30 protein-coding genes and 1 pseudogene are annotated in these 24,356 nt (G+C 48.2%); 3 read left to right on the top strand and 28 right to left on the bottom strand.

Annotation, left to right across the window (positions count from 1 at the left end; translation table 11 throughout):
- Positions 1-54: 54 nt before the first annotated feature.
- From JZI27_RS02650 to JZI27_RS02635, 4 genes are read right to left on the bottom strand one after another with little or no spacing between them, the layout of a single operon-like run.
- Positions 55-786 (bottom strand): hypothetical protein, encoded by a 732-nt coding sequence (locus tag JZI27_RS02650; RefSeq protein ID WP_280206691.1) that lies wholly within the window; start codon positions 784-786, stop codon positions 55-57.
- Between the two features lie 21 nt (positions 787-807).
- A complete protein-coding gene (locus JZI27_RS02645) occupies positions 808-1,149 on the bottom strand; it encodes a 2Fe-2S iron-sulfur cluster-binding protein (protein WP_122908546.1) in 342 nt (113 codons plus the stop codon).
- A 15-nt stretch (positions 1,150-1,164) separates the two neighbouring features.
- A complete protein-coding gene (locus JZI27_RS02640; RefSeq protein ID WP_122908324.1) occupies positions 1,165-1,461 on the bottom strand; it encodes a 2Fe-2S iron-sulfur cluster-binding protein in 297 nt (98 codons plus the stop codon).
- Between the two features lie 12 nt (positions 1,462-1,473).
- Positions 1,474-1,638, bottom strand: a complete 165-nt coding sequence (locus tag JZI27_RS02635; protein ID WP_276330094.1) for a DUF2768 family protein — start codon at positions 1,636-1,638, stop codon at positions 1,474-1,476.
- Between the two features lie 158 nt (positions 1,639-1,796).
- Between JZI27_RS02635 and JZI27_RS02630 the strand changes: the two genes are divergently transcribed.
- Positions 1,797-2,285 carry a hypothetical protein gene (locus tag JZI27_RS02630; protein WP_122908326.1) on the top strand — a complete coding sequence of 163 codons (489 nt, stop codon included), beginning with the start codon at positions 1,797-1,799 and terminating at the stop codon, positions 2,283-2,285.
- Between the two features lie 119 nt (positions 2,286-2,404).
- Here JZI27_RS02630 and JZI27_RS02625 read toward each other — a convergent pair whose 3' ends face one another.
- From JZI27_RS02625 to prsW, 17 genes and pseudogenes are all read right to left on the bottom strand, one after another.
- Complete coding sequence (locus JZI27_RS02625) at positions 2,405-2,674, bottom strand: stage VI sporulation protein F (RefSeq protein ID WP_122908327.1); 270 nt, start codon at positions 2,672-2,674, stop codon at positions 2,405-2,407.
- A gap of 71 nt (positions 2,675-2,745) precedes the next feature.
- Positions 2,746-3,801: an NAD(P)H-dependent glycerol-3-phosphate dehydrogenase gene (locus tag JZI27_RS02620; protein ID WP_481752785.1), complete on the bottom strand. Its 1,056-nt coding sequence runs from the start codon at positions 3,799-3,801 to the stop codon at positions 2,746-2,748.
- A 35-nt stretch (positions 3,802-3,836) separates the two neighbouring features.
- Positions 3,837-4,442, bottom strand: a complete 606-nt coding sequence (gene plsY, locus JZI27_RS02615; protein WP_280206686.1) for a glycerol-3-phosphate 1-O-acyltransferase PlsY — start codon at positions 4,440-4,442, stop codon at positions 3,837-3,839.
- A gap of 16 nt (positions 4,443-4,458) precedes the next feature.
- Positions 4,459-5,772: a ribosome biogenesis GTPase Der gene (gene der, locus JZI27_RS02610; RefSeq protein WP_280206683.1), complete on the bottom strand. Its 1,314-nt coding sequence runs from the start codon at positions 5,770-5,772 to the stop codon at positions 4,459-4,461.
- Between the two features lie 54 nt (positions 5,773-5,826).
- Positions 5,827-6,009 (bottom strand): capping complex subunit for YIEGIA, encoded by a 183-nt coding sequence (locus JZI27_RS02605; RefSeq protein WP_122908331.1) that lies wholly within the window; start codon positions 6,007-6,009, stop codon positions 5,827-5,829.
- A 3-nt stretch (positions 6,010-6,012) separates the two neighbouring features.
- On the bottom strand, positions 6,013-6,918 hold the full coding sequence (locus tag JZI27_RS02600) for a YIEGIA family protein (RefSeq protein WP_280206781.1): 906 nt from the start codon (positions 6,916-6,918) through the stop codon (positions 6,013-6,015).
- A gap of 8 nt (positions 6,919-6,926) precedes the next feature.
- Positions 6,927-7,562: a YphA family membrane protein gene (locus tag JZI27_RS02595; RefSeq protein WP_122908332.1), complete on the bottom strand. Its 636-nt coding sequence runs from the start codon at positions 7,560-7,562 to the stop codon at positions 6,927-6,929.
- 87 nt (positions 7,563-7,649) lie between these two features.
- A complete protein-coding gene (gene fni / locus JZI27_RS02590) occupies positions 7,650-8,699 on the bottom strand; it encodes a type 2 isopentenyl-diphosphate Delta-isomerase (protein WP_280206679.1) in 1,050 nt (349 codons plus the stop codon).
- Positions 8,700-8,831: 132 nt separating this feature from the next.
- On the bottom strand, positions 8,832-10,001 hold the full coding sequence (gene rpsA, locus JZI27_RS02585; protein ID WP_251242864.1) for a 30S ribosomal protein S1: 1,170 nt from the start codon (positions 9,999-10,001) through the stop codon (positions 8,832-8,834).
- A gap of 179 nt (positions 10,002-10,180) precedes the next feature.
- Positions 10,181-10,786, bottom strand: coding sequence for a lysophospholipid acyltransferase family protein (locus tag JZI27_RS02580; RefSeq protein ID WP_122908335.1), 606 nt, complete (start codon positions 10,784-10,786; stop codon positions 10,181-10,183).
- Positions 10,783-11,454 carry a (d)CMP kinase gene (cmk, locus tag JZI27_RS02575; protein WP_122908336.1) on the bottom strand — a complete coding sequence of 224 codons (672 nt, stop codon included), beginning with the start codon at positions 11,452-11,454 and terminating at the stop codon, positions 10,783-10,785. Before cmk ends, JZI27_RS02580 begins: the two co-directional genes overlap by 4 nt.
- A 240-nt stretch (positions 11,455-11,694) precedes the next feature.
- On the bottom strand, positions 11,695-11,877 hold the full coding sequence (locus JZI27_RS02570; RefSeq protein ID WP_122908337.1) for a hypothetical protein: 183 nt from the start codon (positions 11,875-11,877) through the stop codon (positions 11,695-11,697).
- A 21-nt stretch (positions 11,878-11,898) separates the two neighbouring features.
- Positions 11,899-12,579 (bottom strand): flagellar brake protein, encoded by a 681-nt coding sequence (locus JZI27_RS02565; protein ID WP_122908338.1) that lies wholly within the window; start codon positions 12,577-12,579, stop codon positions 11,899-11,901.
- A gap of 115 nt (positions 12,580-12,694) precedes the next feature.
- Complete coding sequence (gene ypeB / locus JZI27_RS02560) at positions 12,695-14,065, bottom strand: germination protein YpeB (RefSeq protein ID WP_122908339.1); 1,371 nt, start codon at positions 14,063-14,065, stop codon at positions 12,695-12,697.
- Between the two features lie 33 nt (positions 14,066-14,098).
- A pseudogene (locus JZI27_RS24905) lies at positions 14,099-14,692 on the bottom strand (cell wall hydrolase).
- An 84-nt stretch (positions 14,693-14,776) separates the two neighbouring features.
- Complete coding sequence (locus tag JZI27_RS02550) at positions 14,777-14,935, bottom strand: hypothetical protein (RefSeq protein ID WP_183184887.1); 159 nt, start codon at positions 14,933-14,935, stop codon at positions 14,777-14,779.
- Between the two features lie 20 nt (positions 14,936-14,955).
- A complete protein-coding gene (gene prsW, locus JZI27_RS02545; RefSeq protein ID WP_280206670.1) occupies positions 14,956-15,630 on the bottom strand; it encodes a glutamic-type intramembrane protease PrsW in 675 nt (224 codons plus the stop codon).
- An 83-nt stretch (positions 15,631-15,713) separates the two neighbouring features.
- Here prsW and JZI27_RS02540 point away from each other — a divergent pair, with 83 nt between their 5' ends.
- The gene (locus JZI27_RS02540; protein WP_122908342.1) at positions 15,714-16,685 is read left to right on the top strand and encodes an asparaginase; all 972 of its coding nucleotides are present in this window, start codon (positions 15,714-15,716) and stop codon (positions 16,683-16,685) included.
- Positions 16,686-16,736: 51 nt separating this feature from the next.
- Here the strand turns inward: JZI27_RS02540 and JZI27_RS02535 are convergent, their stop codons facing one another.
- Entirely contained in the window at positions 16,737-18,023 is a 1,287-nt protein-coding gene (locus JZI27_RS02535) for a Glu/Leu/Phe/Val family dehydrogenase (protein WP_122908343.1), read from the bottom strand.
- A gap of 308 nt (positions 18,024-18,331) precedes the next feature.
- Here JZI27_RS02535 and JZI27_RS02530 point away from each other — a divergent pair, with 308 nt between their 5' ends.
- Entirely contained in the window at positions 18,332-19,084 is a 753-nt protein-coding gene (locus tag JZI27_RS02530; protein ID WP_122908344.1) for a PIG-L deacetylase family protein, read from the top strand.
- Positions 19,085-19,152: 68 nt separating this feature from the next.
- Here JZI27_RS02530 and JZI27_RS02525 read toward each other — a convergent pair whose 3' ends face one another.
- From JZI27_RS02525 to JZI27_RS02500, 6 genes are all read right to left on the bottom strand, one after another.
- A complete protein-coding gene (locus JZI27_RS02525) occupies positions 19,153-19,755 on the bottom strand; it encodes a genetic competence negative regulator (protein ID WP_280206667.1) in 603 nt (200 codons plus the stop codon).
- A 280-nt stretch (positions 19,756-20,035) separates the two neighbouring features.
- The gene (locus JZI27_RS02520; RefSeq protein ID WP_280206780.1) at positions 20,036-20,359 is read right to left on the bottom strand and encodes an FAD-dependent oxidoreductase; all 324 of its coding nucleotides are present in this window, start codon (positions 20,357-20,359) and stop codon (positions 20,036-20,038) included.
- A 109-nt stretch (positions 20,360-20,468) separates the two neighbouring features.
- The gene (locus JZI27_RS02515) at positions 20,469-21,092 is read right to left on the bottom strand and encodes a LysM peptidoglycan-binding domain-containing protein (protein ID WP_183184889.1); all 624 of its coding nucleotides are present in this window, start codon (positions 21,090-21,092) and stop codon (positions 20,469-20,471) included.
- Positions 21,089-21,670 carry a CPBP family intramembrane glutamic endopeptidase gene (locus tag JZI27_RS02510; RefSeq protein WP_251242868.1) on the bottom strand — a complete coding sequence of 194 codons (582 nt, stop codon included), beginning with the start codon at positions 21,668-21,670 and terminating at the stop codon, positions 21,089-21,091. The genes JZI27_RS02515 and JZI27_RS02510 overlap by 4 nt, the downstream gene beginning before the upstream one ends.
- 16 nt (positions 21,671-21,686) lie before the next feature.
- Positions 21,687-23,210, bottom strand: a complete 1,524-nt coding sequence (locus JZI27_RS02505; RefSeq protein ID WP_280206662.1) for a RecQ family ATP-dependent DNA helicase — start codon at positions 23,208-23,210, stop codon at positions 21,687-21,689.
- Positions 23,207-24,331, bottom strand: coding sequence for a YpbB family protein (locus JZI27_RS02500; RefSeq protein WP_280206660.1), 1,125 nt, complete (start codon positions 24,329-24,331; stop codon positions 23,207-23,209). Before JZI27_RS02500 ends, JZI27_RS02505 begins: the two co-directional genes overlap by 4 nt.
- Positions 24,332-24,356 lie beyond the last annotated feature (25 nt).

Raw genomic sequence — 24,356 nt, 5'->3', positions numbered from 1 at the left:
TATGGGAGAACTAGAACAAAAAAACGACTCTTTTTTAGAGTCGTTTTGATCGGATCAATGTAATTTCAGGAGTTTTGGCTGATCGCCTACCATCGTATATGGGAACGATTTAGCCGGAACGAAGTTGGATTCCCTCGCCATGACATATCGCGGATCCGTTCTTTCTTGCACGGTCGCCTTGCTCTCTCTCAGAACGGTAGCAATGTCGATGGCGTAATCAATTCCTACATCTCCTTTTCCATTCATCACGAGTGGTAAAAGGTATGTACCTGCTGTACCTGGTACTTGTGTTTCTTTCATGCCAATTTTTCCAAAATCAATAGAGAAATATCCATCCCCGATGTCTTCTTTGATCGGCAGCTCATTGTCGTTGTTGTATTGATACGAATGAACCGCTCGTTGGACATCGGCTACCGTACTGATAGAGCTCAATTGAATTAATCTCACAGTCGGGTTGGTCTCTACGTCAATCAGCACATACTTGAATACGCCGCCTTTTTCAAAGGAGTTTCCAGGGACATCCGGCATGTACTTCGGAATCAGTTTGCGAAAATCGATCTCGTACTTTTCGAAGATCGGTGTGTCTAAATCTTTTGTGACAATAGGCAGAACCGATGTATCCTGCCTGAATTGATCAATTGCTTTTTGCGTTGCTTCCAGAAAAAATGCGCTCGGCATCTGGTTCTCTGCTCGCCTTTCATCCGGATACAAACATCCTGAAAGCATCACAGACAAAAGCGTCAAGCAAACAAGCAACGGATGCCATTTACGCAACGAATACTCCATCTTCCCTATACACCTCTTGCTTCAATCTTCATTTTCTTCTTGCTGCCGCAGCAAAGCAGCTTGCACGACGGACTTCAAACGGCTCTCCGGTATACGTACCGTACAGTCTTTTTGTGTGACCTTGGCTTGACACCCTAGACGTATACCCTGTTCCAGATCGTTCTCTGCCAGCTTACGTACCTCCAGAGCGGTTGGAGGGGATAATTCTCCCTGCTCCAGCACGACCTTGCACATCAGACAGGAAGCGTGTCCACCGCATCGTTGAGGTATCACCACGCGAGCAGATCCAGCTACGCTGACAAGAGTCTGTCCCTGTCTCGCCTTTACGGTTTTGCCTGATGGTAAAAACGTTACTTTACTCATGAACCAATGCCCCAATCAATATGGCCGATGAGCGAGCGTCACATCGCCATCCTTGACGATCTGAACCTGGCACCCCAGCCTGTATCCTTCAGCTCGTTCTGCTTTGCGCAGACGCAGCTTTTCTTCCTTCGTCACTTCATTCAGTGCTTCTGCTCCTTCGATTACCAAAGTGCGACATTGTGCACATACGCCTCGTTGGCAAGCATATCCCCAGACGACTTTATGCTTTTTGGCCAATTCAACGATCGACTTGTTGGTCTCTACAGGCAACGTATGGCTACCCGATCGGCTTTGCAAGGTTAGCTGCGCCATAACTCCCTCTCCTTATACAAACATAACCACTAAGATTAACACAAAAATGACAAGCAACATCAAAAAGCCCACCGTTCTGAGTACGAAACGAAGCCAGGCATTTTGGGTCTTCCTGGAAAAAAGCATCATGAAATTGCAGACGAACATCAATGCGATAGCGACAAATGAGATGTTCATCTTCGTAATAGGATCAATATACATCTAGACTACAGCATCCTTTGCTTTTTTGGTTTTATTATACCATACTTCACCATCCTGCACCTGACGGATGCGAACCACCTTCTAGACGTTCGCATAGACTATCGTGATGAATTCGCCCATTGGAGGGATGGCAGATGAGCAGCAATCGTAAATGGCGAAATCCATATGCACCCATTCCTAGCAAGAAACTAAACGACCAGGCAACCGAGGTGTCCCTTGCCGTCACACCCAAAAAAGTCGTGCCCGCCACAGCTGACCTGCGCACTTCCGTGTCCAAGATGCGCAATAATATTAAAGGCATAAGCACAACGATTCGACAAGTGGAAGAGACGATGGACACCCTGTACGGTGCGATGGAGATCTTTGAGAACCTGGGCAAGCGTAATGCCGACAAGCCAGAGACAGCCGAAAAACCAAGCAACAAGCGCAAGGCGGCACCAGAGACTGCCCAAAAAGTCAGTGAATCCTCCGAGCAGGAAGCTGGCAGTGGCGGTGCAAGCAGCAATCCACTGGCCAATATCGACATCGGTCAGTTGCTTGGGTTGTTACAGTCTCCTCTAGTTCAAAATCTTCTGACCCAGACGGTCACAAACAGCGGAAAACAAAGAAAAAAAGAGGGATGATCTCCCTCTTTTTTTCTTGTTTCTGTAGGTCAGCCATGTCCCTGTAGAGCCATGATTGTTCCTAGTCTTACTGTATGACGGTTTTCTCAGCATGTAACGGTCATAATCGCCCATTTCTCTTACTTGAGCAGCTTGCCTAAGGATGAGAGATCTGACAGGTTGATTTCTTTATCCCGGAACATCTGAATGATCTTGTCTTCTTTTTCTGGCGTAAGCGTCTTGCCACTCATCGCGGCCAGCGACTGGATCATTTGACGCAGCTTGGTTTCGTCTTCAAAATCACTTTTCTTAACCGTGCTAGCCAGTGATCGAAGCTTGCTTTCATCCACATGCTCTACGGCTTTGCTCTTCAGACTATCCATGAAACGACGTGAGAAATTGCTGTTCATGCGAAACCTCCTCCTGCCATCTAGGCTTTCACGCTATCTTATGTGCAGGAGCCTAAATGTGTGAGGCGATCTCACTCTGGACGATCTGCATCCGGGTTTAACAGCCCCATCTCATACGTTTTTCCGCGACCCATCAGCTCTTCGACGCCTTGTTTGGCTGTTTTGCCTTCAAACAGAATCCCGTATAGGACTGATGTAATCGGCATCTCTACCTGCTCTCTTTGAGCCAGAGCGTGGGTAGCGTGCGTGGTCCGAACTCCTTCGACAACCATTCCCATCTGCTCCAGCACGTCCTCCAGCTTGTTCCCCTGTCCGAGCATGTAGCCAGCGCGCCAATTTCGACTGTGCTTGCTGGTGCAGGTGGCGATCATGTCCCCAACGCCTGCCAGTCCCAAGAAAGTCAGGGGCATCGCGCCCAGCTTGCTTCCCAAGCGGCTGATTTCAGCAAGCCCTCGCGTCATAAGTGCTGCCTTCGCATTATCGCCATAACCTAAACCATCTGACATTCCTGCGCCGAGTGCAATAATGTTCTTGAGTGCACCAGCGATTTCGGCACCGACCAGATCGGGGTTGGTATAGACGCGAAAATTGGGATTCATCAGCAAATCTTGTGCCCTCAGCATGCTTTCTTCAGAGGCAGATGCGACGACTACAGTCGTTGGTTGTTGAAGAACGACTTCCTCGGCATGACTCGGACCTGTAAGAACAGCCAATCGAGCGGCAATCCCCGGCGAAACCTCCTCGGAAATCACCTCTGACATCCGTTTTAAGCTCTCCAATTCGAACCCTTTTGTCGCATGCAGCAGCAGGACATCAGGCTCAAGATGCGCTGCCAGCTTTTTGCACATGTCTCTCATCGAATGTGAAGGAACAGCTAGAAGCACGATGCGCATCCCCGCAACAGCTTCCTGTATATCCGATGTAGCGACAATATTTTCGGGAAGCGTGATTTCAGGAAGGTATTTTTCATTCCGATGCGTATTGTTGATTTCCTCAGCTGTTTGGGGGTTACGCACCCATAAAGTCACCTGATGACCGTTCATCGCCAAAACAGAAGCAAGTGCTGTACCCCAACTCCCAGCGCCGATAACGGCTACCTTTTGAATCAAGAGCGCTCCCTCCAACATTTCATTTTATTTGTACCTTGCTTGTGCTAGCCGGTTTATCCTAGTTTTCGATTGGTTTTATCCCCCAGTTTTCGCTCAGTCCCTGCAAGAAGATTGCGGATATTGTTATGATGGCGAATGTAAGCAAAGACCGTGAGAACCAGGCTGGTCCACCAAAAAGCAATCGGCTTGTCCAGCACAAATATCACGATGGGAAGAATGGTTACCAGAATAAGTGAACCTAGCGATACATAGCGGGTGATCATGATTGTGATCACAGCGGCAATACCACCAATCAAAAAAGCGAGGGGTGAAAAGCCAAGCGCCACACCCAAGGTGGTTGCAATACCTTTTCCCCCGCGAAATCCAAAAAAGATGGGCCAATTGTGACCAGCAATTGCAAACAAGCCTGACACTGCATATGCAAGCGGATCTCCCCCTGTAAGCAGGTGGGTGGTTCCCATCGCTAGCAGGCCTTTCGTCGCGTCCAGCACCAGGACGGCGATCCCAGGTCCTTTGCCCAGTACGCGTAGCGTGTTCGTGGCCCCCATGTTGCCACTCCCCTGCGAACGAATGTCAATTCCCGCTATTTTTTTTGTAATGAGATAGCTAAAACTGATTGATCCAATGAAGTAGCTGATCACCCAGGCTAATAGGACCATGACCCTTTCCCTCTCCCTATGTTTTTTTCCGCGTCCAGATACGCACAGGCGTCCCCTCGAAAACAAACGCCTCACGTATTTTATTCTCTATGTAACGCTCATAGGAGAAATGCATTAGCTCCGGATCATTCACAAACAAGATGAATGTCGGTGGCTTGACTGTTGCTTGTGTCGCATAGTTGATTTTCAAACGCTTTCCTCGATCAGATGGTGGTGGAGTCCGAATCGTGGCATCCGTGACCAGATCGTTCAGAACAGAGGTTGGAACTCGCATGGAGTGCGCTTCCGCTACCTCGTTTACTTTTGGCAGGATGGTATGTACACGCTGCTTGGATTTGGCCGACACGTACATGATCGGTGCGTAATCCAGGTACTTGAATTCTTCCCGGATCAGTTCCGTAAAACGTTGCATCGTTTTATCGTCTTTTTCTACCGTATCCCATTTGTTGACGATAATAATGACACCTCGTCCTGCTTCATGGGCGTAACCGGCAATCTTCTTGTCCTGCTCAATAATTCCTTCTTCTCCGTTGATCAAAACGAGCACAACATCTGAATCCTCGATGGCCCGCATGGCGCGCATCACGCTGTACTTCTCGGTGTTCTCATACACCTTTCCACGCTTGCGCATACCTGCAGTATCCACCAGTATGTAATTTTGCCCGTCGCGTTCAAAAGGTGTATCAATCGCGTCTCGAGTTGTTCCGGCTACATCACTGACAATGACACGCTCTTCACCCAGAATGGCGTTGGTCAAGGATGATTTGCCGACATTGGGACGACCGATAATCGATACGCGAATGATATCATCTCTTGTGTCCTCTTCGTCTGGCGCCGGAAAGCTCTTGACAACCTCCTCCAGCATATCACCGAGTCCCAGACCGTGACTACCAGATATCGGAAACGGCTCGCCCAAACCTAGCGTGTAGAAATCGTAAATATCTGCCCGCATTTCTGGATTATCTACTTTGTTAACGGCAAGGACGATTGGTTTCCCAGTCCGATTCAGCATGCGTGCCAGCTCCAAATCCGCATCGGTCACGCCTGTTCGTCCATCCGTAATCATTACGATGACAGTCGCTTCGTCGATAGCCAGTTCAGCCTGGTAACGCATTTGCGTGAGGATTTCGTCGGTCTCACCAAATTCAATACCGCCGGTGTCAATGACGTGGAAATTATGCGTCAGCCATTCGCCTTTTCCATATAGACGATCACGGGTTACTCCCGGCTGATCTTCCACGATCGCGATTCGCTCGCCAATCAATCTGTTAAATATCGTGGACTTGCCCACGTTGGGTCTCCCCACAATGGCTACCACTGGCAATCCCATAGTTTACAACACTCTCTCTCATTTCTGTTTTTGACTAGCTAATCATACCATACACTACTTATGCCGAACAATGATTAGGGAATCAGCCGTCACTTCATGCACCATACCATCTAATATCTTTTCCAGGGTAAACGCAATTTGCTGCATTTCTTGGTGATCCGCACAAAAAAAGATAGGGGCACCACCCGCTATTCGCTCTCTGTCCATTGTGATGACAGCTAGAATTTCACTAGGCATGCCCTACACCTCCTGCTTGGGAGCTTTTGATTTTTGCGGCATGCGAAAAACGCTTTCCAGAATGGGGACTGCTCCGATCACTGCTATTGCCTGCTCGACATCCTTGACCTGTGGAAGCAGAAAAACCCCCAATCGCCCGGTAGACAGATCTCGCTTTACCAAAGGGGTCAAGGACGGTTCACCTGTGTCCGTATAGACCCCAAGCTGTGTAGCGACATCGTGCAAAATCGCCTGCCTTTGCCCGGGATGCGCAATCGTCACCGTGGCATTGGCATCCTTAGGTGTGAGAATGTAGCCCATCCCTTGCTCACGTATCAGCGTTTGGGAATCTTCTAGCCCGACGTTCATGATGTAAATATCGTCCACGTACAAATCTTTTCCCTCTACACGAACACTCGCTTCCTTAATGTCGACAATCAAGGCGAGTGTCTTTCCGGACATCCATTTTCGCGCAAGGAGCAAGGTGATGATTCCCGCAATAAGCCCTCCCCACCAGTGGAAAAAAATGGCCGCAGAAGTCGTAACCAGAGAACAGAAAATGACCAGGTAATTCCTGCCTTCAAACACCATCGCAATGCCCTCGATGTAAGGACCACCTCTGGGTACCAGCTCTTGTTTGTCAATCTCGCTCAAGGTGGTTCGTTCCATGTTGCGTACATCGCGAAATTGCTGAGCTGCGACAGTCAAAAAAGTGACCGCTGTGTAGTTTTCCTTCAATAAAGCAGGTATGGCTACGGAACCAAGTGCTGCGGCGATCACGCCAAGCGAAACCTGAATGATTTTCCCGTGCGGATATGTCGGGTACTGGCGATAATCTGTACGTAAAAGATGGATCCTGCACAGAATCCCAAAAACAAACCCCATAGTCAGCGGCAATACAAATTCATTTGCAAGCAGTTCTTTCATCAGTCTCGTCATCACCTACGTGCATCGGAATTGGAAGGCTCTATTTGATTCCAACCTATCAAGCGACATACCCACAACCAGATGACACGAAGAATACACCAAAGGGAAAGACTGCTCCACATGAGATCCTGGGCATACTCATCGCCCAGCAAGCAAGTTCCGGACAGCCTCCAGAAATAGAGCGCGTGAATGACGTCAGCCAGAATGAAGGAAAAAAGGAGTGAAAAAAGTTGGGCCACGCCCTTTCTGTTGACAATCGCTACAGCCACCAGACCAATGACTGGTAAAATCAATTGCTCCTCCCAAAACAAGAGGACGGGATCTGTAAAGAACATCCAACGCAGCCAAAAGAGCAGCCAGGCAATCATCACGGAGGCAAGCAAGTGAATGCGGCGACGATCCTTCGGCATTTTTCGATACAACCATCCACACAAGATCAATGGCAATAACGTCCCTGCCAGGCTTACCTGCACAGGTGCAAAGGACAGCGGCCAAAAAGCAAATGAACAGATAAGAAAAACAGTAAGAGCAGCCAACAAGTGCTTTCTGGTTACTTTGAGTTCACGCAAGAGAAGATCCAGACTTCCCATCCAGACGAGGCACAACAGGCTCCATTGGATGAGAATGGCAAGTGTCCCTTCGTTCATGTTCAGCTCCTCAAGATGTGGTTGTCTCCCCAAAGTATGCCTCAACTGTCATCCTTTCATGAGCAAATAGGATGGAAGGGATGGCTACTATCTCTGAGCCAATCCAACCAGATCGATACCGCGCAATCGGGCATAATCCGCAGTTTGTCCCATAATCACCAACGGAAGACCGCGAAATCGATCGGTTTTCGCTATTCCAAGCGAGGTCATTGCGATGCGAATTTCATGGTGCCACGCATCCACAGCCTGAAGGCATTCGTCGATTGTTCCTGTTTTGACTAGACGCAGCAAAGCCCCTGCTATCCCTACCGCCTCTGCCCCTAAGGAGAGGGCCTTTGCCACATCCAATCCATGACGAACACCACCTGTTGCCATCACCGACAAATGGCGATTTGCTAGAATACTGGCCTCCAGCAAGCTTTCCACCGTAGAAAGCCCCCAATCATCAAACATCGGCAAAGGCTGACTGCGACGCAGATTTTCCACCTTCGCAAAATTAGTGCCTCCTCGCCCCCCGACATCAATCATCTGAATGCCAATGTCTACCAATTTTTGTATGGTATCAGCGGACATCCCGAAGCCCACTTCCTTCACTAGCACAGGGACTGATAACTTATTCTTGATCCTTTGAATTTTTTCCAGATAACCGGAAAAATCCCGATCCCCTTCCGGCATCAACAGCTCTTGCATCACGTTCAGATGAATTTGCAGCGCATTTGCTTCGATCATTTCTACTGCTGCTTGCGCTTGTTCGACGGTTGCTTCCGCTCCAATATTGGCAAAGAGAATTCCATGCGGGTTCTCCTTGCGAACAATCGTGTAGCTCTCTCGGGCGGTTGGATCACGTAGGGCTGCCATTTGTGATCCGACTGCCATTGCCAGCCCTCGTTCTTTGGCAATAATCGCGAGCTTTTGATTAATCTCAGTGGTAGCTGCAGCTCCACCTGTCATCGCATTTATGAAGATCGGTGAAGTTAATCGGAATGGACCAAGATCTGTAACAAGCAAAGTGTTACCATAATGTATATTAGGTAAACTATTAGGGATAAATCGTACATCGTCAAATCCGTTTCTCTGCAAATCGTTCGTGGACAAAGCATGTTGAATGTGATCCATTTTTCGCTGGGATCGATCCATCCGCTCACATTCCTCTCTGTGTAACCTCTTTGCCAGAGCAAACTGATCTAGCACCTGATTCGCTCTGACAAGGTAGACCTTCTGAATGAAAAAAGGGACACGCCTTTAGCGTATCCCCTCATCACCTGTACCTTACTTGAACTTGTCTTTCAGATCACCGAACAGCTCGCCCAAAGTAACGCCCATTGGCTGATTGTTTTCTTGTTGGAACTGTTGTTGTTCCTTTTTGCTTGCACGCTCTGCCTGCTCCACACGATCTTCATCAACAGCGCGAATGCTCAAGCTAATGCGTTGTTCTTGTGGAACAACATCCAGTACCTTCACTTGAACTTCCTGGCCTTCCTTGAGTACTTCACCTGGTGTATTGACGCGGCGGTTAGCGATTTGGGAGATGTGTACCAGACCTTCAATTCCTGGAGCCACTTCTACGAATGCACCGAAGGTAACCAGACGTTTTACGGTACCATTCACGATGGAGCCAGCTTTGAAGTCTTCTGCCACATTCGCCCAAGGACCGGCTTGCGTTTCCTTGATGCTCAAGCCGATGCGCTCGTTTTCTTTGTCGACTTTCAATACCTTCACTTGTACCTTGTCGCCTTCCTTTACAACATCAGAAGGCTTCTCTACACGGTTCCAAGCCAATTCGGACACGTGAACCAATCCATCCACGCCACCGATGTCCACGAATACACCAAAATCTGTCATACGTTGAACGGTACCTTCCAGTACCTGACCAGGTTTGATGGTATCGAGGATCGATTGTTTTTTCACTTTCACTTCATCTTCCAAAACGGCTTTATGAGAGAGGATGACTTTGTTCTTTTCCTTATCCATCTCTACCACTTTCAGCGTCAGCTCTTTGCCTTTGTAGTCAGCAAAGTCTTCTACGAAGTGGCGCTCCACCATGGAAGCAGGGATAAATCCACGAACGCCCACGTCAACGACAAGACCGCCTTTAACGATCTCTTTCACGGTTGCCGTGATGATTTCGCCGCTCTCCATTTTTTGCTCCAGGTCAGACCATGCGGATTCCATCGCGACCGCTTTTTTGGATACGACCAGTTCTTCCTTTTCATCGTTGAGCTTGATCACGCGAACATCAAAGCTGTCGCCTACAGCTACTTCATCAGAAACTTTTTCCACGTGAAGCGGGGACAGTTCGCTGATCGGGATCAATCCGTCATATTTGTAACCTACATCTACGAGTGCTTGTTTGTCTTCAACTTTGGTAACGGTCGCTTTTACCACATCCCCTACGGAAATGACAGTTGCATCCGTTAAGCTTACGTTTGTTTCTTCCATCTTCAAAAGACCTCCTTCATGCCATCCAGTCCCAACCTATCTGTAAAGTGGTGGATTCCTCCAACCAGTTTGCTAGAAGCGGGAGCATGTATATTTTTAACTGATGCCAAAAAGACATTCAGTTAACTGACGAAGCCATTTAGTTCCAGTTAAAGTTAGTATTCTTCGCTTTACGGTTTCTATACCGATTGCTTGGAGCGATGCTCATCATAAAGCTTTTTGATCTCGGCCATGATCAGATCCGTTGCTTCCTTTAAAGTGTCGGAGCTGGATTTGGCCTGACGTAATGCCGTGAGATCAATCGGCTTGCCGTAAACGATTGTGACCGGGCGAAAAGGACGATAAGGTCCAATAATCGCAACCGGAATCACTTCGGCTTGTGATTTGAGCGCAAACATGGCGACGCCTGTCATTCCCTCCCCAATTTCTCCTGTCTTGCTTCTCGTGCCTTCTGGAAAAATTCCAAAGATTTTCCCATCTTCCAGCAGTTTTAGCGTAGAACGGATCGCGGCACGGTCGCCGGCTCCTCGTTTGACAGGAAAAGCACCAAACTTGGTGATCAAAAAGGATATGACGGGAATACGAAATAATTCTTCCTTCGCCATGAAAAAAACCTGACGCTCAATCCCTGAGCCCAATAACGGAGGGTCCCACAGTGAAATGTGATTGGCACAAAGGATCACTGGGCCTTCCTTAGGTATATGATCTCGCCCGATCACTTGCCAACGAAAGACAAGCGAAAAAATCGTGCGGAAAAAGCCTCGGAATATACGATAATAACTCACTGTCTCGATTCTCCCGTTCGCTCGCAAATTTCCAGAATTCGATCAACAACCTGATCGATCGTCATCCCTGTGGTGTCAACCAGCACGGCATCCTCTGCCTGACGTAAGGGAGCAACTTCTCGATTCATATCCCGTTGATCACGTTCGGCAATGTCCTTTTCCATCTCAGACAGATCAGGATCAAGACCTTTTTCACGCAATTCCTTCCATCTTCTTTCCGCGCGTTCACGGATGGATGCCGTCAAGAAGATTTTCACATCAGCATCAGGAAGTACATGGGTGCCAATGTCGCGACCATCCATAACGACATTGCCTTGTGTTGCCAGATTCCGCTGCAGAACCAGCATCTGCTCCCGTACAGCTCCATAACTGGCCACAATGGACGCAAATTGACTGACTTCTGACGTGCGAATCCATGCTGTCACATCGGTGTCGTTCCAATACACGTGCTGCTCACCTTGAACGCGGCGCAGGTGTATCACATTATCCTGCAACAATTGGGATACGGCTGCTTCATTCTCAATAGGTAGAGCATGGTGATGTACTGCCCAGGCCAAGGCCCGGTACATTGAGCCCGTGTCAATGTAAACGTACTCCAGCGCTCCGGCAACCTTTTTAGCTACCGTGCTCTTTCCCGCTCCCGCTGGGCCATCAATCGCAATATTCATGATCTCTCACCTGCTATGTACTGTAGTCCAAAAAGGGAACAGAAATAAGAAAACCTCCATCGAGGGTCATTCAGAATGAGAGCAGCGACGACCTCGGATGAACCGAAGACCTTTTTCTCTGCATCAGGAAGTGTTCCCCGTTGCCTCGTCATTCTGATACAGGAAAAAAGCTTCGTTCGAAGCCTTCTCTCACGGATATATCTTTTTCATAGTACCATAGGATGGAAACATGCGCAAACCTTAGGGAGCTCCCGAAACCCCTTCCAGCCTCTCCGTCTCGATCAAAACAGAGCGCACTGGGTCGTATTGAATCAACAATTCACCTGCCGCAAGCACGATCATGCACACTGCGATTCCGATCATGATTGCTTTTTCTATTCGCATGGAAAAACGGCGGTATCTCTCGTTGTAATGGCTTCGCATGAGGTCCCATCCTGTCTGGCGCTACTCGATAACGCCTTTTCTACGCAGATCCAATTGCCGTTCATAGCAGGCTCTCACTACTTTAACGCGATCTGCTTCGCTGATTTGTATAAATTTCCCTGAAACCCACTGATTTAGTCCTTTTTCTTCCGCTGGTTTTACTCTAACGATCTGAAGCTCTGCGCTTGCATGCTGCATTTGTCCGGTTTTGCTCGGAAACGCAATCCACACTTGCACAGTATCATTTTCCTGCAGGTGATACGTATCCTTGCAGGTAAAGGATAATCCTCCACCGCTCAGATCTACTGTTCGTGTAAGAAAATGGTAGTTCCGAATCGGATCGATTAGTTTTACGGCAATATCCAAGGAGGAATCAATGCGCAAGTAATTGCGGCGCTGTGTACGCACGATTTCCTCTTTGGCAGGCAGCTGTAAAAACAAGACAGGCAATGGTTCACTCTGTCTGCCTACAATAGAAGATTGAAATTCATAGCGTGATCCATCTTCCCCTACATACCAGACGGAACAGGGTGTACCGACATCTAGCAAGCCGGTTCTGCCTGTATTTTCACTCGTTGGCAATTCAATTACGGCTATGCCGTCCTTACTATCTGTCACACGGCTCTTAAACGAGTGAGCACGTGCTTCTTCAGAGGAACTATTCACGTTCAGTCTTAATGTTTGGCCAATTCGCGGCAGCATCTTTCAACGTTCCTCCTTTTCCCTCTCATTCTTCCATTATATACCCTATTGTTTGAAATCAGCAAATAGGGAAAGCCCCTGTAATCAGGCTTTCCCTCTGAAAATCAAGCTCAGGCTATTGCACTCCCGGTTGTTGATTGCCACCTGTCTCCATCCGAACGATTTCTTCTTCTTCTCCTGTCTGTGCATTGATGTAGATCATATAGGTATTCCCTTCAAAGCTACCGGTCAGCTCCCAGGCTAAAACCTCTTTGCCATCATTTTTCCCTTCGATCATGGCGAGTCTTTGGTCTGTCACTTTTACACTTGGATTCACTTTTCCTCTAGCTTCTTCTTTACTTACTTTCGGCTTTGGCACCATCCGCTTCTTGTTGTTGAACAGGTACTCTGTCGAGTTGAAGGCGGTTACGCGTCCCGAATCCAGAGCCACTTCACATACCACAGCATCCGGATAGAAACGTACTCCGTCGACCTCTGGAACAAAGGTGAATACGGCCATACCGTCGTAGCTATCGATTTCCGCTACCTTCATATTGTCATAACCGTGAGCACGCAAGAATTTATGACCGCTTTCTTGCGCTTTTTCAATTGAAATTTTCTCTTTGCCAACCTTTCTTTCATCCATCAGCCAAACGACCTTGCCGCCTCGCTTGGTAACGTCCATGTTGATCGCTGTAGCATCTTTTGGGGAAGTAATTCTAACACTGTAAGCCGAATAGGTTTCCCCCTTCCCGTTCTCGTCTACATCGACCTTCACATTGCCTTCCTTCATACCTACAAAATCAAGCGCGATTCGTTTTGCATCTTCCTTGCTAACCTTTTTTCCATCGATTCCTTTGATCCGCTGCTGCTTCTTTTTATCCAAGCTCTGAATGCCTACGCCCCAGTCTAAGTCTGGGTATTCCTGTACTTTTTTCTCGATCGTCTTAAACCCGTCTACGATCGTATTATCTGATTTCTTGTCATCTGAGGCGAGTGCTGTCTCTACATCCATCCAGCGCAATTGCTTGTCAATGACATTGCTCTGTACATTCCGCAGTTGATCTTGGATGTCAGCTGCATGCTTGTGCAGGCTTTTTAGGGTCTGGTATTCCTTTTCGGTCAGTGGCTGCTTGTCCAGATCGCGAACCGCCACTCGATAGGAAAAGTCCGCTACACGGGCTAGCATTTCCTCTGTGTTGTTGAACGGCATCAACGTAAGCGGCAATTGTCCTACATCCGACTGAGCAGCGTACGCCAAGCGCCACACATTCGTGAGTGTTGGTGTCATCTGCTTGCGTGAATTCACGACCAAGGACTTGCCCAGCTCGTCATGGAGCTTGTCCACATGATAGGTGAGATCGTGAAAAGCTCGCTGATAGGAGTTCTCTGCCTTGATTAAAACTGAGTTTTTTTCATTGTGCTCCTGATAACCCCACACACCCGCACCAACGAGTGCGACTACTGCGACGGGAAAAAGAACGCGTGATAGAGCTCCGTACACCATGTCTTGCAACTCCTCCTTTTCACTTGCTGGTATTTAACGGCAGAAGATGTGCTTTCCAATTTTTTTTACCTGTGGTCGACTCCATATCCATTGGGATGTAGCCGTTGCTGGATTGAAGTAATAGGTGCACCCGCCAGTAGGATCCCACCCGCTCAATGCGTTTTTCACGGCCTTCCGAGCATTTTCGTTTGGCTCCAACCAGATTTGTCCATCTGCTACTGCGGTAAAAGCACGTGGCTCAAATATGACGGCCGAAGGAGTATCAGGAAATGAGGAGCTCTTCACTCGGTTTAGGATGACAGCAGCTACTGCAACCTGTCCCTCATAAGGCTCGCCTCTGGCTTCTCCATAAACAGCGTTGGCCATCAGCTTGATGTCATTTGCAGATACACTGGAAGCATGAAATGTTTTTTTGCTGTTGTTCTTAGCGTTTCCTGACACAGCTTGCTCCACTTACTGAGTAGCAGCAGCGCTCTCTATAGACGACAGAAGGGTGTATCCTGAAAATCCTGCAATAGCTAAGACCAACGCAATACCAGCGAACCAAATATTTCGCATGGTTGTACCCTCCTTGGCACGTAATGAAATCTTTGCATAGTGTTGGTGGAGGATGGAGGGTTTATGCATGTATGTCCTTCTTGAACGAAGAAAAAGGACCCATACACGTTTGTCCGTGTACAGGTCCTTTTCATTGCTGCGTCATAAACGCATTTAGAATTCCTGAATGAGAAAAAACTGTTCGTTGTCACACAAGCATTGCTTGAAGCCTGTTTCGACCTCCCCGCCAGGTTCGCGACGACCTCGCAGTGTGAATGTTTCTCCACATACATTGCAGCGAATAATCACTTTTGCTCGTTGATTTTTCAGCACGTATCGTCTCCTCCTCCACCCTATTGTGGACGGGAAGAAAGATTTTTAGAACTAAAATCATGTGCTCGCTGTACCTTTTTCATCCCTTGCCACCACAAAATGACCATGAATGGGATAATGACCAAAAGCCAATTCTGAATGGCCAGAAAAATGGCATTGTACAAAGCGTGCAAGGTGATTGGCAAAAGGATCGATGCCCATAGAAAAATGCGCTTTTTTTGCCGATGATTACTAAACTTTGCTTTACCCAAATAGTATCCCATCCAGACAGCAAACAGCGCATGGCTGGAAACAGGCAAAAGAGCACGCCAAAATGCAACATTCGTTCCGTTAATGATCAGATAGAACAGGTTCTCTAAGGTTGCAAAACCGAGAGAAACCGCCATCGCGTATACGATCCCGTCATAGGGCTCGTCGAATTCCACATGCTTGTATGCCGTAAAAAAAATAACCATCCATTTGAAAAACTCTTCTACTACCGCCGACTGTATAACCTCTGCAACAATACCATCCCGCCAGTTCCATTCAGTTTGCATGATGAATTGGAGCACCATGATGGGTATCACTAACAACACCCCGAAGATGAAGGAGCGAATCACCATCGAAATCGGTTCCGGTTCAAAGCTGTCACGCAGATAAAAATAGCTCAAGATGGCAATACCGGGGGCTATGGCAGCTCCGATCAAAGCGATCATCCGTGTATTACTCCTTTACACAAGGCTGTTATTCATCGTACCATGAATAATGGTTAATGAAAACCCGCTACAGGAGAGAGATCATGTCTAAAAAAATTCTGGTGTTAAATACTGGCGGTACCATCGCGATGTCCGTGGATGACTCGGAAGGTGTCAAGCCACTTGATGATCAAGCTGTGGGAAAGATCCTTCCCTTTCTGACTCGCTATGCAGATGTGACCATGAAAAACGTCCTGCATTTACCAAGTCCGCACATGACTCCTGAGTTGATGAATTTCTTGCGGCAGCAAATCGAAGCGGAGCTGGCTCATGACTCCTGCGACGGAGTTGTCATTACGCACGGAACGGACACGCTGGAAGAGACAGCTTACTTCCTCGATCTGACGTTATCTCACACCGTGCCTATCGTAGTGACCGGAGCTATGCGAAGCAGCAATGAGCTAGGGGCTGACGGTCCAGTCAACTTGATCTCCTCTGTCCGAACAGCTGCCGATCCTGGAAGTGTAGATAAAGGCGTTCTGGTCGTCTTCAATGACGAGATTCACGCAGCATGTCACGTTACCAAAACACATACGAGCAATGTCGCTACGTTTCAATCACCACAATACGGCCCAATCGGAACGGTTTCGAAAAAACATGTTCAGTATCACCACGCACCACTAGTTCGGGAACACTATTCCATCTCGCATGCCGATGCTAATGTTCCATTGATTAAGGCGGTTGCGGGTATGGATCCCAGTTGGATTCGCTTTTTAATCGAACAGCCGATCGATGGATTGGTTGTAGAAGCTTTTGGCTTGGGAAATCTCCCTCCTGCCATCATTCCGACGCTCAAACAGGTTTTGAACAAGGGTATCCCCATCGTGCTCGTCTCCCGCTGCTACAACGGTCAGGTACAGGATGTCTATGATTACGAAGGCGGCGGTCGTCAGCTGAAGGAAATGGGAATTGTATTCTCCAATGGCCTGAATGGGCAAAAGGCACGACTCAAGCTGATCGTAGCGTTACAGCAATCACGCGATGCGAAAACCCTGCAAAAATGGTTTGATAAGTAGAGACATTCCTTAAAAACAAAAAACCTCCATTAAGGAGGTTTTTTGTTCAGCTTAGACCCACCCACGGAAGCGGGATGCTTCTGCCGTTTTGCGTACGCCGACCATGTAAGCAGCCAGTCGCATGTTGACACGTCTGGATTGTGACAAGGAGTAGATGTTTTCAAAAGCGCGAACCATGACTTGTTCCAGCTTCTCTTCCACTTCTTCCAATGTCCAGTAGTAGCCTTGGTTGTTTTGAACCCACTCAAAGTAGGAAACCGTCACGCCACCAGCGCTTGCCAGCACATCAGGTACCAGCAAGATACCACGCTCGGTCAAAATTTTAGTCGCTTCCAACGTCGTCGGGCCATTAGCGGCTTCAACCACGATCTTCGCTTTGATATTGTTTGCGTTTTCTCCTGTGATCTGATTTTCGATCGCAGCAGGTACAAGTATATCGCAATCCAGCTCCAACAGTTCCTTGTTGGTAATGGTGTTCTTAAACAATTTGGTCACAGTACCAAAAGAATCGCGGCGATCCAGCAAATAGTCAATATCCAGACCATCTGGATCGTGCAAAGCTCCATATGCATCAGAAATGCCCACTACTTTGGCACCCATGTCATGCATGAACTTCGCAAGGTAGCTTCCCGCGTTACCAAAGCCTTGTACCACAACGCGAGCGCCTTTAACGTCAATCCCACGACGCTTTGCAGCTTCACGAATGCAAATCGTTACACCTTTTGCAGTAGCTGTTTCACGACCATGCGATCCACCCAATGCAATCGGTTTTCCTGTAATGAAGCCAGGAGAATCGAACTCGCGGATAATGCTGTATTCATCCATCATCCAAGCCATAATTTGAGAGTTCGTAAATACGTCTGGTGCCGGAATATCCTTTGTAGGTCCCACGAGCTGGCTCACCGCACGCACATAGCCACGGCTGAGACGCTCCAATTCAGGGAAAGACATTTCACGCGGATCGCAGATAATACCGCCTTTACCACCACCGTAAGGCAAATCCACGATACCAGCCTTCAACGTCATCCAAACAGAAAGCGCTTTCACTTCATCCTCTGTCACTGCCGGGTGGAAACGAATGCCCCCCTTGGTCGGTCCAACTGCATCGTTATGCTGCGCACGATACCCTGTAAACACCTTGACCTCGCCATTATCCATGCGAACCGGAATGCGTACAGTCAAAACGCGTAGCGGCTCCTTCAAGAGTTCGAACATCGAATCTTGGTAACCTAGTTTCTCCAGTGCTTCTTTGATCACCGTTTGGGTTGATTGGAGCAAACTTGTACTTTCAGGTTTTTTCCCTTGGGTGCTTTCGGTTACCACTTCTTGATTACCCATTACTTACCACCTCAGAAATGTTGTCGGTAAATCCATCGTTAAGTATACACGCTTGTATCAGGTATGAGAAGATGCAAAAATTCCATTTGGGAACTTTTTAACACACAGACTTCCTTTTCTACCACCATCACCCATTTTTTGTCAAACAACCTGTGACCTTTATTCCAGTTACCTTCCACCGTGGTACATGAATCCTTCTAGGGGATAATACAAATAGCGTTCCCTATGCTGTTTGTTTCATTACCAATTCTTCGGATCTATGTCATAATGGTACGGTAGAATGGAAGTTAATCCTAGGAGGTTTTTTTATGAAAAAAAACCACAGCGCACTTTTTATTTTTGCTCATCCGGACGATGAAAGCTTTACCTCCGGAATTGCGATATCTAAATACTCCGCAGAAACGACGCACCAGCTTACTTTAATCTGTGCGACAAGGGGCCAGGCAGGAAAAGCCGGCGACCCTCCACTCTGTGCCATCGATGAACTTGCTTCTTTCCGCGAAAAGGAGCTGAGAAGGGCTGCCGAAATCCTCGGATTACATCAGGTAGAGTTCTGGGATTACGAAGACAAGCATTTGAATGAAGTCCCGTTGCAAGAGTTAGTAGACAAGATCCTTGAGGCCATCGCCCACTATCAGCCTGAAATCATCATCACATTTGCTCCACATGGAATTTCCGGTCACCCTGATCATATTGCTATTTCCAAAGCCACTACGCAAGCAATTCATATGCTTCCCGAGGACAGCAGTGTACGGAAGCTCTACTACGCGACTCGCGCCACCCATACCACTCTTGGCGCTGTTAAGCCTGTTTACTCCGACCCAATCGAGTCGATTACAACCGTGATTGAAGGACCGTCATATGCTTCAAATGTGGCTAATGCCTTGGCTGCACATCGTACCCAGCACCTGTCTGTAGATCGAGTGTTTCCCGGCGCTATTTTTGGCGACACTTCCAGAGTTCCCGTACAAAATCATTATATTCTTGCATGGAACAACTTGACTGGTTATGTGCTTGAAGGCAAAGAACACGATTTCTTTTCTGGCATCCCGCAAGCTTAAACATGGACAGTAAAAGCACCTAGTTTGTCTACTAGGTGCTTGTTTTATCATTCCTGATATGGACTTCTTTAGGTAAAGTGCCTGCATATCTCCTTGACGGCGTCGTCAGCCACGACTACCTTTCCGTATTCCTCAAGTACATAAATCGTGGTTGGCGTCGCTTCTCCGTACTCAGAAAGGATCGCAATCAACTTATGATACCGCTCCTGATCCAAATCGATTTCCTCCAAAACAAGGTGATATTTCTCCTTGTAGAAGTAGGCCGTGCCCCCATTGGTCAGTAGAGCGTTTATTCGATGAGAGGCTTCAACAAGATGCTCAAAGTCGCGGAAGGCGTAGATGATGAGATCGCTCTCCTCCAGCGTAACCTCAAGTTCGTATACTTCTTCATCCTCGAAATCTTCCTCTTCTTTTCCATCTTTTGAGCCTGTTTTACCTCTAGTTACGATTACGACCATTCCCTGAGCTGGCAAGGCGAACACTTCAACGGCGACAGGTCCGGACACTTCAAAACCTAATTCATGGTAAGCCTGCTCCATCATGTCGTTGAACAGTTCATGTACTTTAGGAATGTCACGCCACATGTCTTCTTTCTCTATTCCGCGCTCTGACAGATCGTCAAATGTTAAAAAGATCCGTATCTTATCTTGACCAAGGCGTTCAACACGCATGACTGTCCCTCCTCGCCATCCAGTCGTACTACAAAATATGATGGTAAGCCTGTAAGAGTTCTCCGCATTTTCCGACGAGTACCTGCTGGCATGTACCCATTTTTTACCGCTTAGAAAATGGAGAGGTAGTCCTATCATATCACATTTGGTAGTCGGAAAATAGCCAAGCGACACCTTCCGTGCCACTTCGTGCATATTCGCATAGCCTGTCGATTTCCCGAACAGAAAAGGAGAGGAATGTTATTCACTGTCAAATTATGCGCTTTCCCAGGAAAAGTTCTTAGTTCATCTCTTTCAATCGCTTGTGAATCCAGATCGCTGCCTGTGCGCCATCTCCCATCGCAATGCTCACTTGCTGCGAATGATTGACCAGATCTCCCACCGCCCAGATATGTGGATGATCCGTTTCTTTGGTGCGGGGATTGACCAGCACATGACCTTTTTCAGTGAAACGGACGCGCGTTCCTTGCAGCAGCTGTGATTGGACTTGCGCACCCGGAAAAGCCAAAAACGCTCTGTTCACTTGCATACGTCGATGAGAAGCGAGAAGGATCTCTTGCAGCTCGCCATTCTGATGAATCATCTGCTCGACGCTGTCATCCAGATAGGCAATATTGGGAGCTCAGCCACCTGAGCAGGTGTCAGGTTCGAGCCCTTATCGCCACCCTGTCGCCATGGTTTCTCCATAGCTTCTCCGAGACAGGCGACATCCATTACTTCGACAGTGGAATGATGACGACGTTCCCCGTTGTAAGCTGGGCATCGGCGGCTAATCCATTATATCGGGCGATACGGGATACACCAGAGTTGTTGCCGTAGTATTTCCGAGACAGCTTGAACAGCGTGTCCCCCTTTTCGACCACATGTCTGACTGTTTTGGGTTGTTCACTGGATGTTTGTGTCTCTGATGCAACCGGAGCCGGAGCTGCCGGCTCCTGTGTAGCTGTCTGTGGTGTTGGTACCGCTAGTACGGGCGTAGATGGCTGCGGGGCAGGAGCTACAACGGGTACAGCAGGTTTTGCTTCTGCCTTTGGTTCCGTACTTTCCGCATTCGTTGGTGGAGGTGCTTCATTAGATGGTTGCGGAGATGTCGTGGGTGTCTGGCCTTGATTTCCTGGGGTTGTTTCCGCGCTTGAGCTGTCCGGTATGCTCGAGGCTACCGATTGTATTGGATTCGCATTCTTCGCTTGATACAATTCCAATCCGATCAATCCGAAAAAAAGAGTTCCAAACAATATTAATCCGCCTTGAATGATCCGCTTCAACGAAACCTTCTGCTTTTTTCGCTGAATGGCTCGGGAGCGGCGCGGTGGCAATCCATCCTGTCCTTCTCTCACTCTTCCTCCCCCTTTCCGCATCTCAACATGTATTGTAGATAGAAGGCAAGTGTCATATCGATGATGATGTGTGCCGCAATCGGTAGCCAAAGAGTGCCTTCCGCATCGAATAGCTCACCCAAAAGCCAGCTAGTTGCAAACACACTGGCTATCAATAGTGGCTTACGCAAATATCGGATGTGTACCATTGTAAATATGACACTCGTCCAAAGATTTCCTGCAAACGGCTGAATGACACCTCGAAACAGCCATTCCTCGCTGAAGCCTACCACGAAACAGACAAGTACAGTCATCACGAATGAGAGTTGACCAAACAGCTGTTCATTGATGTTTCCATCATCTTGCCAGCGCTTAGGTAAACAGTGTTCCATAAAGATACTTAAGGCGATCACAAGGGCTGCCACAATCGCTGCCCATCCCAATCCTGACTTACTCGGCAATGAAAACATTGCAAGGGTGGATTCCCAGCCATGTAAAAAAAGGCTGCATGTCGCTGCAATCCCCAAGATGACTCCTTGTGTCAGCCAGAGATTCAGCAGCAATGTGGCTAAATCCATCTCTTGCCTGAGATCCTTCAAAGTGAAACCTCCTTACTCACTTCGGCAAAAGCACGGACAACGCCTGCAACAAATCCCAGTTCTTTTCCTGGGATTCTTTCGTCCAGGCGACCTCTTCTGCCTCATAAACCCTTCGATTCAATCCGCAACTGCTGCAGCATTGCAGGGTAAAGCCAGCCGCCGAGTCCCCAAAATAGTGATTGATGCGTTTGCGCAAACACACTTCCCGCTCCTGGACGTAGTCAAGCATCTCTGCCAGCTTTTGCTGTTTCAAGCGTTTTCGTACCTCCAGCTCCCGCATTATGGCATCCCCACAATCTCGGAGCGCATCAGGTTCCATCGAAGCTGCTGCTTCACTTCTTGACGGGATGCCCACTCTTTCCGCGTAAAAAAGCAGAAGCTCCGCCATATCTTGGGTCATGTCAATGGAAGCAAGCATCTCAGTCGTAAAGGGTTCCCCCTTCAAAAGCAGTTCAGTAAACTGCTGTAGCTGCTGTCGGTTCGGATACTCCCTCTCCATCATGTGCTGATGAATCTGGACATCGTCCCAAACGTAAAAAAGGGCCGCATATCCCGGTTTTCCGTCACGGCCTACCCGGCCAATTTCCTGGGCATACGCTTCCAAACTCGCGGGCATCTGGTAGTGAATCACAAAGCGGATATCCGATTTGTCGATCCCCATCCCGAATGCATTGGTCGCGACGATGATCTCCAGTTCACCTGCTAAAAACTGCGCCTGAATCATCATACGTTCCATACTGTTCATTCCACCGTGGTATCCGTGAACGCTACGTTTTCCCTCCAGCTGATAGGAGGCTACCAGGACGTCTACAGCTTGTCTAGTACTGCAATAAACGATTCCAGGGCCTGTTAGTCGATCCATCAGCTGCAGGACCTGTAGGCGCCGTTCTGATTCTCCTGGGACGGCTATGCGTTCAATAGCAATATTGTCCCGATTTAAAGGCTGTTGAACGATGTGTTCAGGCTTAATGCCAAGGAGTTCGCATATTTCTTTCTGTACGGCCGAGGTGGCGGTGGCAGTCACCGCAAGTACAGGTGGCTTCCCAAGCTTCTCAATCACCTCAGGCAGCCTCAAGTAATCGGTTCGGAAGTCATGTCCCCACTGTGAGATGCAATGGGCTTCATCCACGGCAATCAGCGCGACACCCACACGTCTTAGGACCGTCTGGATATAAGGCTGTTGCAGCTTCTCAGGTGATATATAGAGCAGCTTGTATGTTCCACGTTCTATTTCTCTTAGAATTTCGCGTGCATCACGCTGGTCCAGCGTACTGTTCAAGTAAGTAGCCGGTATCCGTCGTATGGCGCGTAGTTGCTGCACCTGATCCATCATCAAAGAGATCAACGGGGAAATCACCACTGTAATGCCCGGCAACAACATGGCTGGCAATTGGTAGGTGATCGATTTCCCGCCCCCTGTAGCAAGCATGCCTAGCACACTCTCGCCCCTCATCACGTATTGGATCACTTCCAGCTGCCCTGGACGAAATGACGGGTAGCCAAAATGCTTGTGCAGTTGTTCTTCTAATCCTTCTTTCACGGCGCACTTTCCCCCTGTCTTTGGGCCAAAGCCAGACGGATTTGTAAGTAAGAAACGTCTTTTCCCAGATGATCCTTTATCATGCGCAGTCTGCTTGTCCCCAGCTTTTCGCTCGCACTGACGATCTCGGCTGCCTGATTAGCATGCAGGTAATCGGAGCAATCCCATTCACGGCAGCGAAGGGCCATTTCCACGAGATGGTCTTCAACGGTGCTCACTTTGATTCCCCTCAACTTGGCGATCTTGTCTTTTTGATACCCTCGTTTAATCAGCGCATAGGTCCTGGAGGCACTTTCACTCAACCTTGGATCTCCATTTTCCGGGTCATGGATCTGAACCAATGCATGTAGATAGGGAAACTGTTCCTTTTCTTGATGCAATCGCTGAATCGAGGAAACCAAACCAAAGCGGAAAAGCACGTGTAGATAAAACTTTGACTCTCCTTGCTGCATGGCAAGCTGTCCGAGTGTTTTACCAGTTTGTGCAGCACCGGACAACTGGGCGACCATCAGTCTTTGCACCTGGGCAGGGAAAGGGGCCCACAAAGCGTACAGCTCGTCAGCTAAATGATTCTTCCAGCCTGATCTGACACGCGAATCCCCTACCTGCATTTTGACCCATTGCTGAATCCGTCTGTCCGACACAACTGGTATGAAATTCATACTCGCAGCAGCCATTTGCGAAATCGTCTGTACCAATAGATGAAGGCGTTGCCAGAATAGCTCTGTATTGTACGTGAGAGACGACTGATTGAACGGCGCTAACCAGAGGTGCATCTGATACATGCCAAACTGCTCACGGGCAAAGTGCAGTCCAGTAGCAGTAACCGCAAAGGTAGGCTTCCTGCCCCCTCCTGCCCCCTCTATTTCCACGATCAGCTTGCGTTGCAACAAATTCGAAACAATTTTATCCCAATTCTCTTTTGAAAGTTGCGGAAACATCCGATAATACGGATAAAGGCTGTACAAATGGACATCCTGAAGGGTTTGATTTGCTTTTCGACCGCGCAGGATGTAATAGGCTGCCTGCAGCGTACGCTCGTTGGCGAGAGGAATCATGGCGTTCAACGCAACAGCAAGAAGAAAATCCTGTTCCTGTGCTCCATTGTTCCGACTATTCATTGTTACTCCTTTATTTTTTCTCTAT

This window comes from Brevibacillus sp. AY1 (genome assembly GCF_029870785.1).
In the GTDB taxonomy this organism is placed as follows: domain Bacteria; phylum Bacillota; class Bacilli; order Brevibacillales; family Brevibacillaceae; genus Brevibacillus; species Brevibacillus invocatus.
Note: the sequence above shows the minus strand (reverse complement) of the source record. Positions and strands in the feature narration are given on the sequence as shown.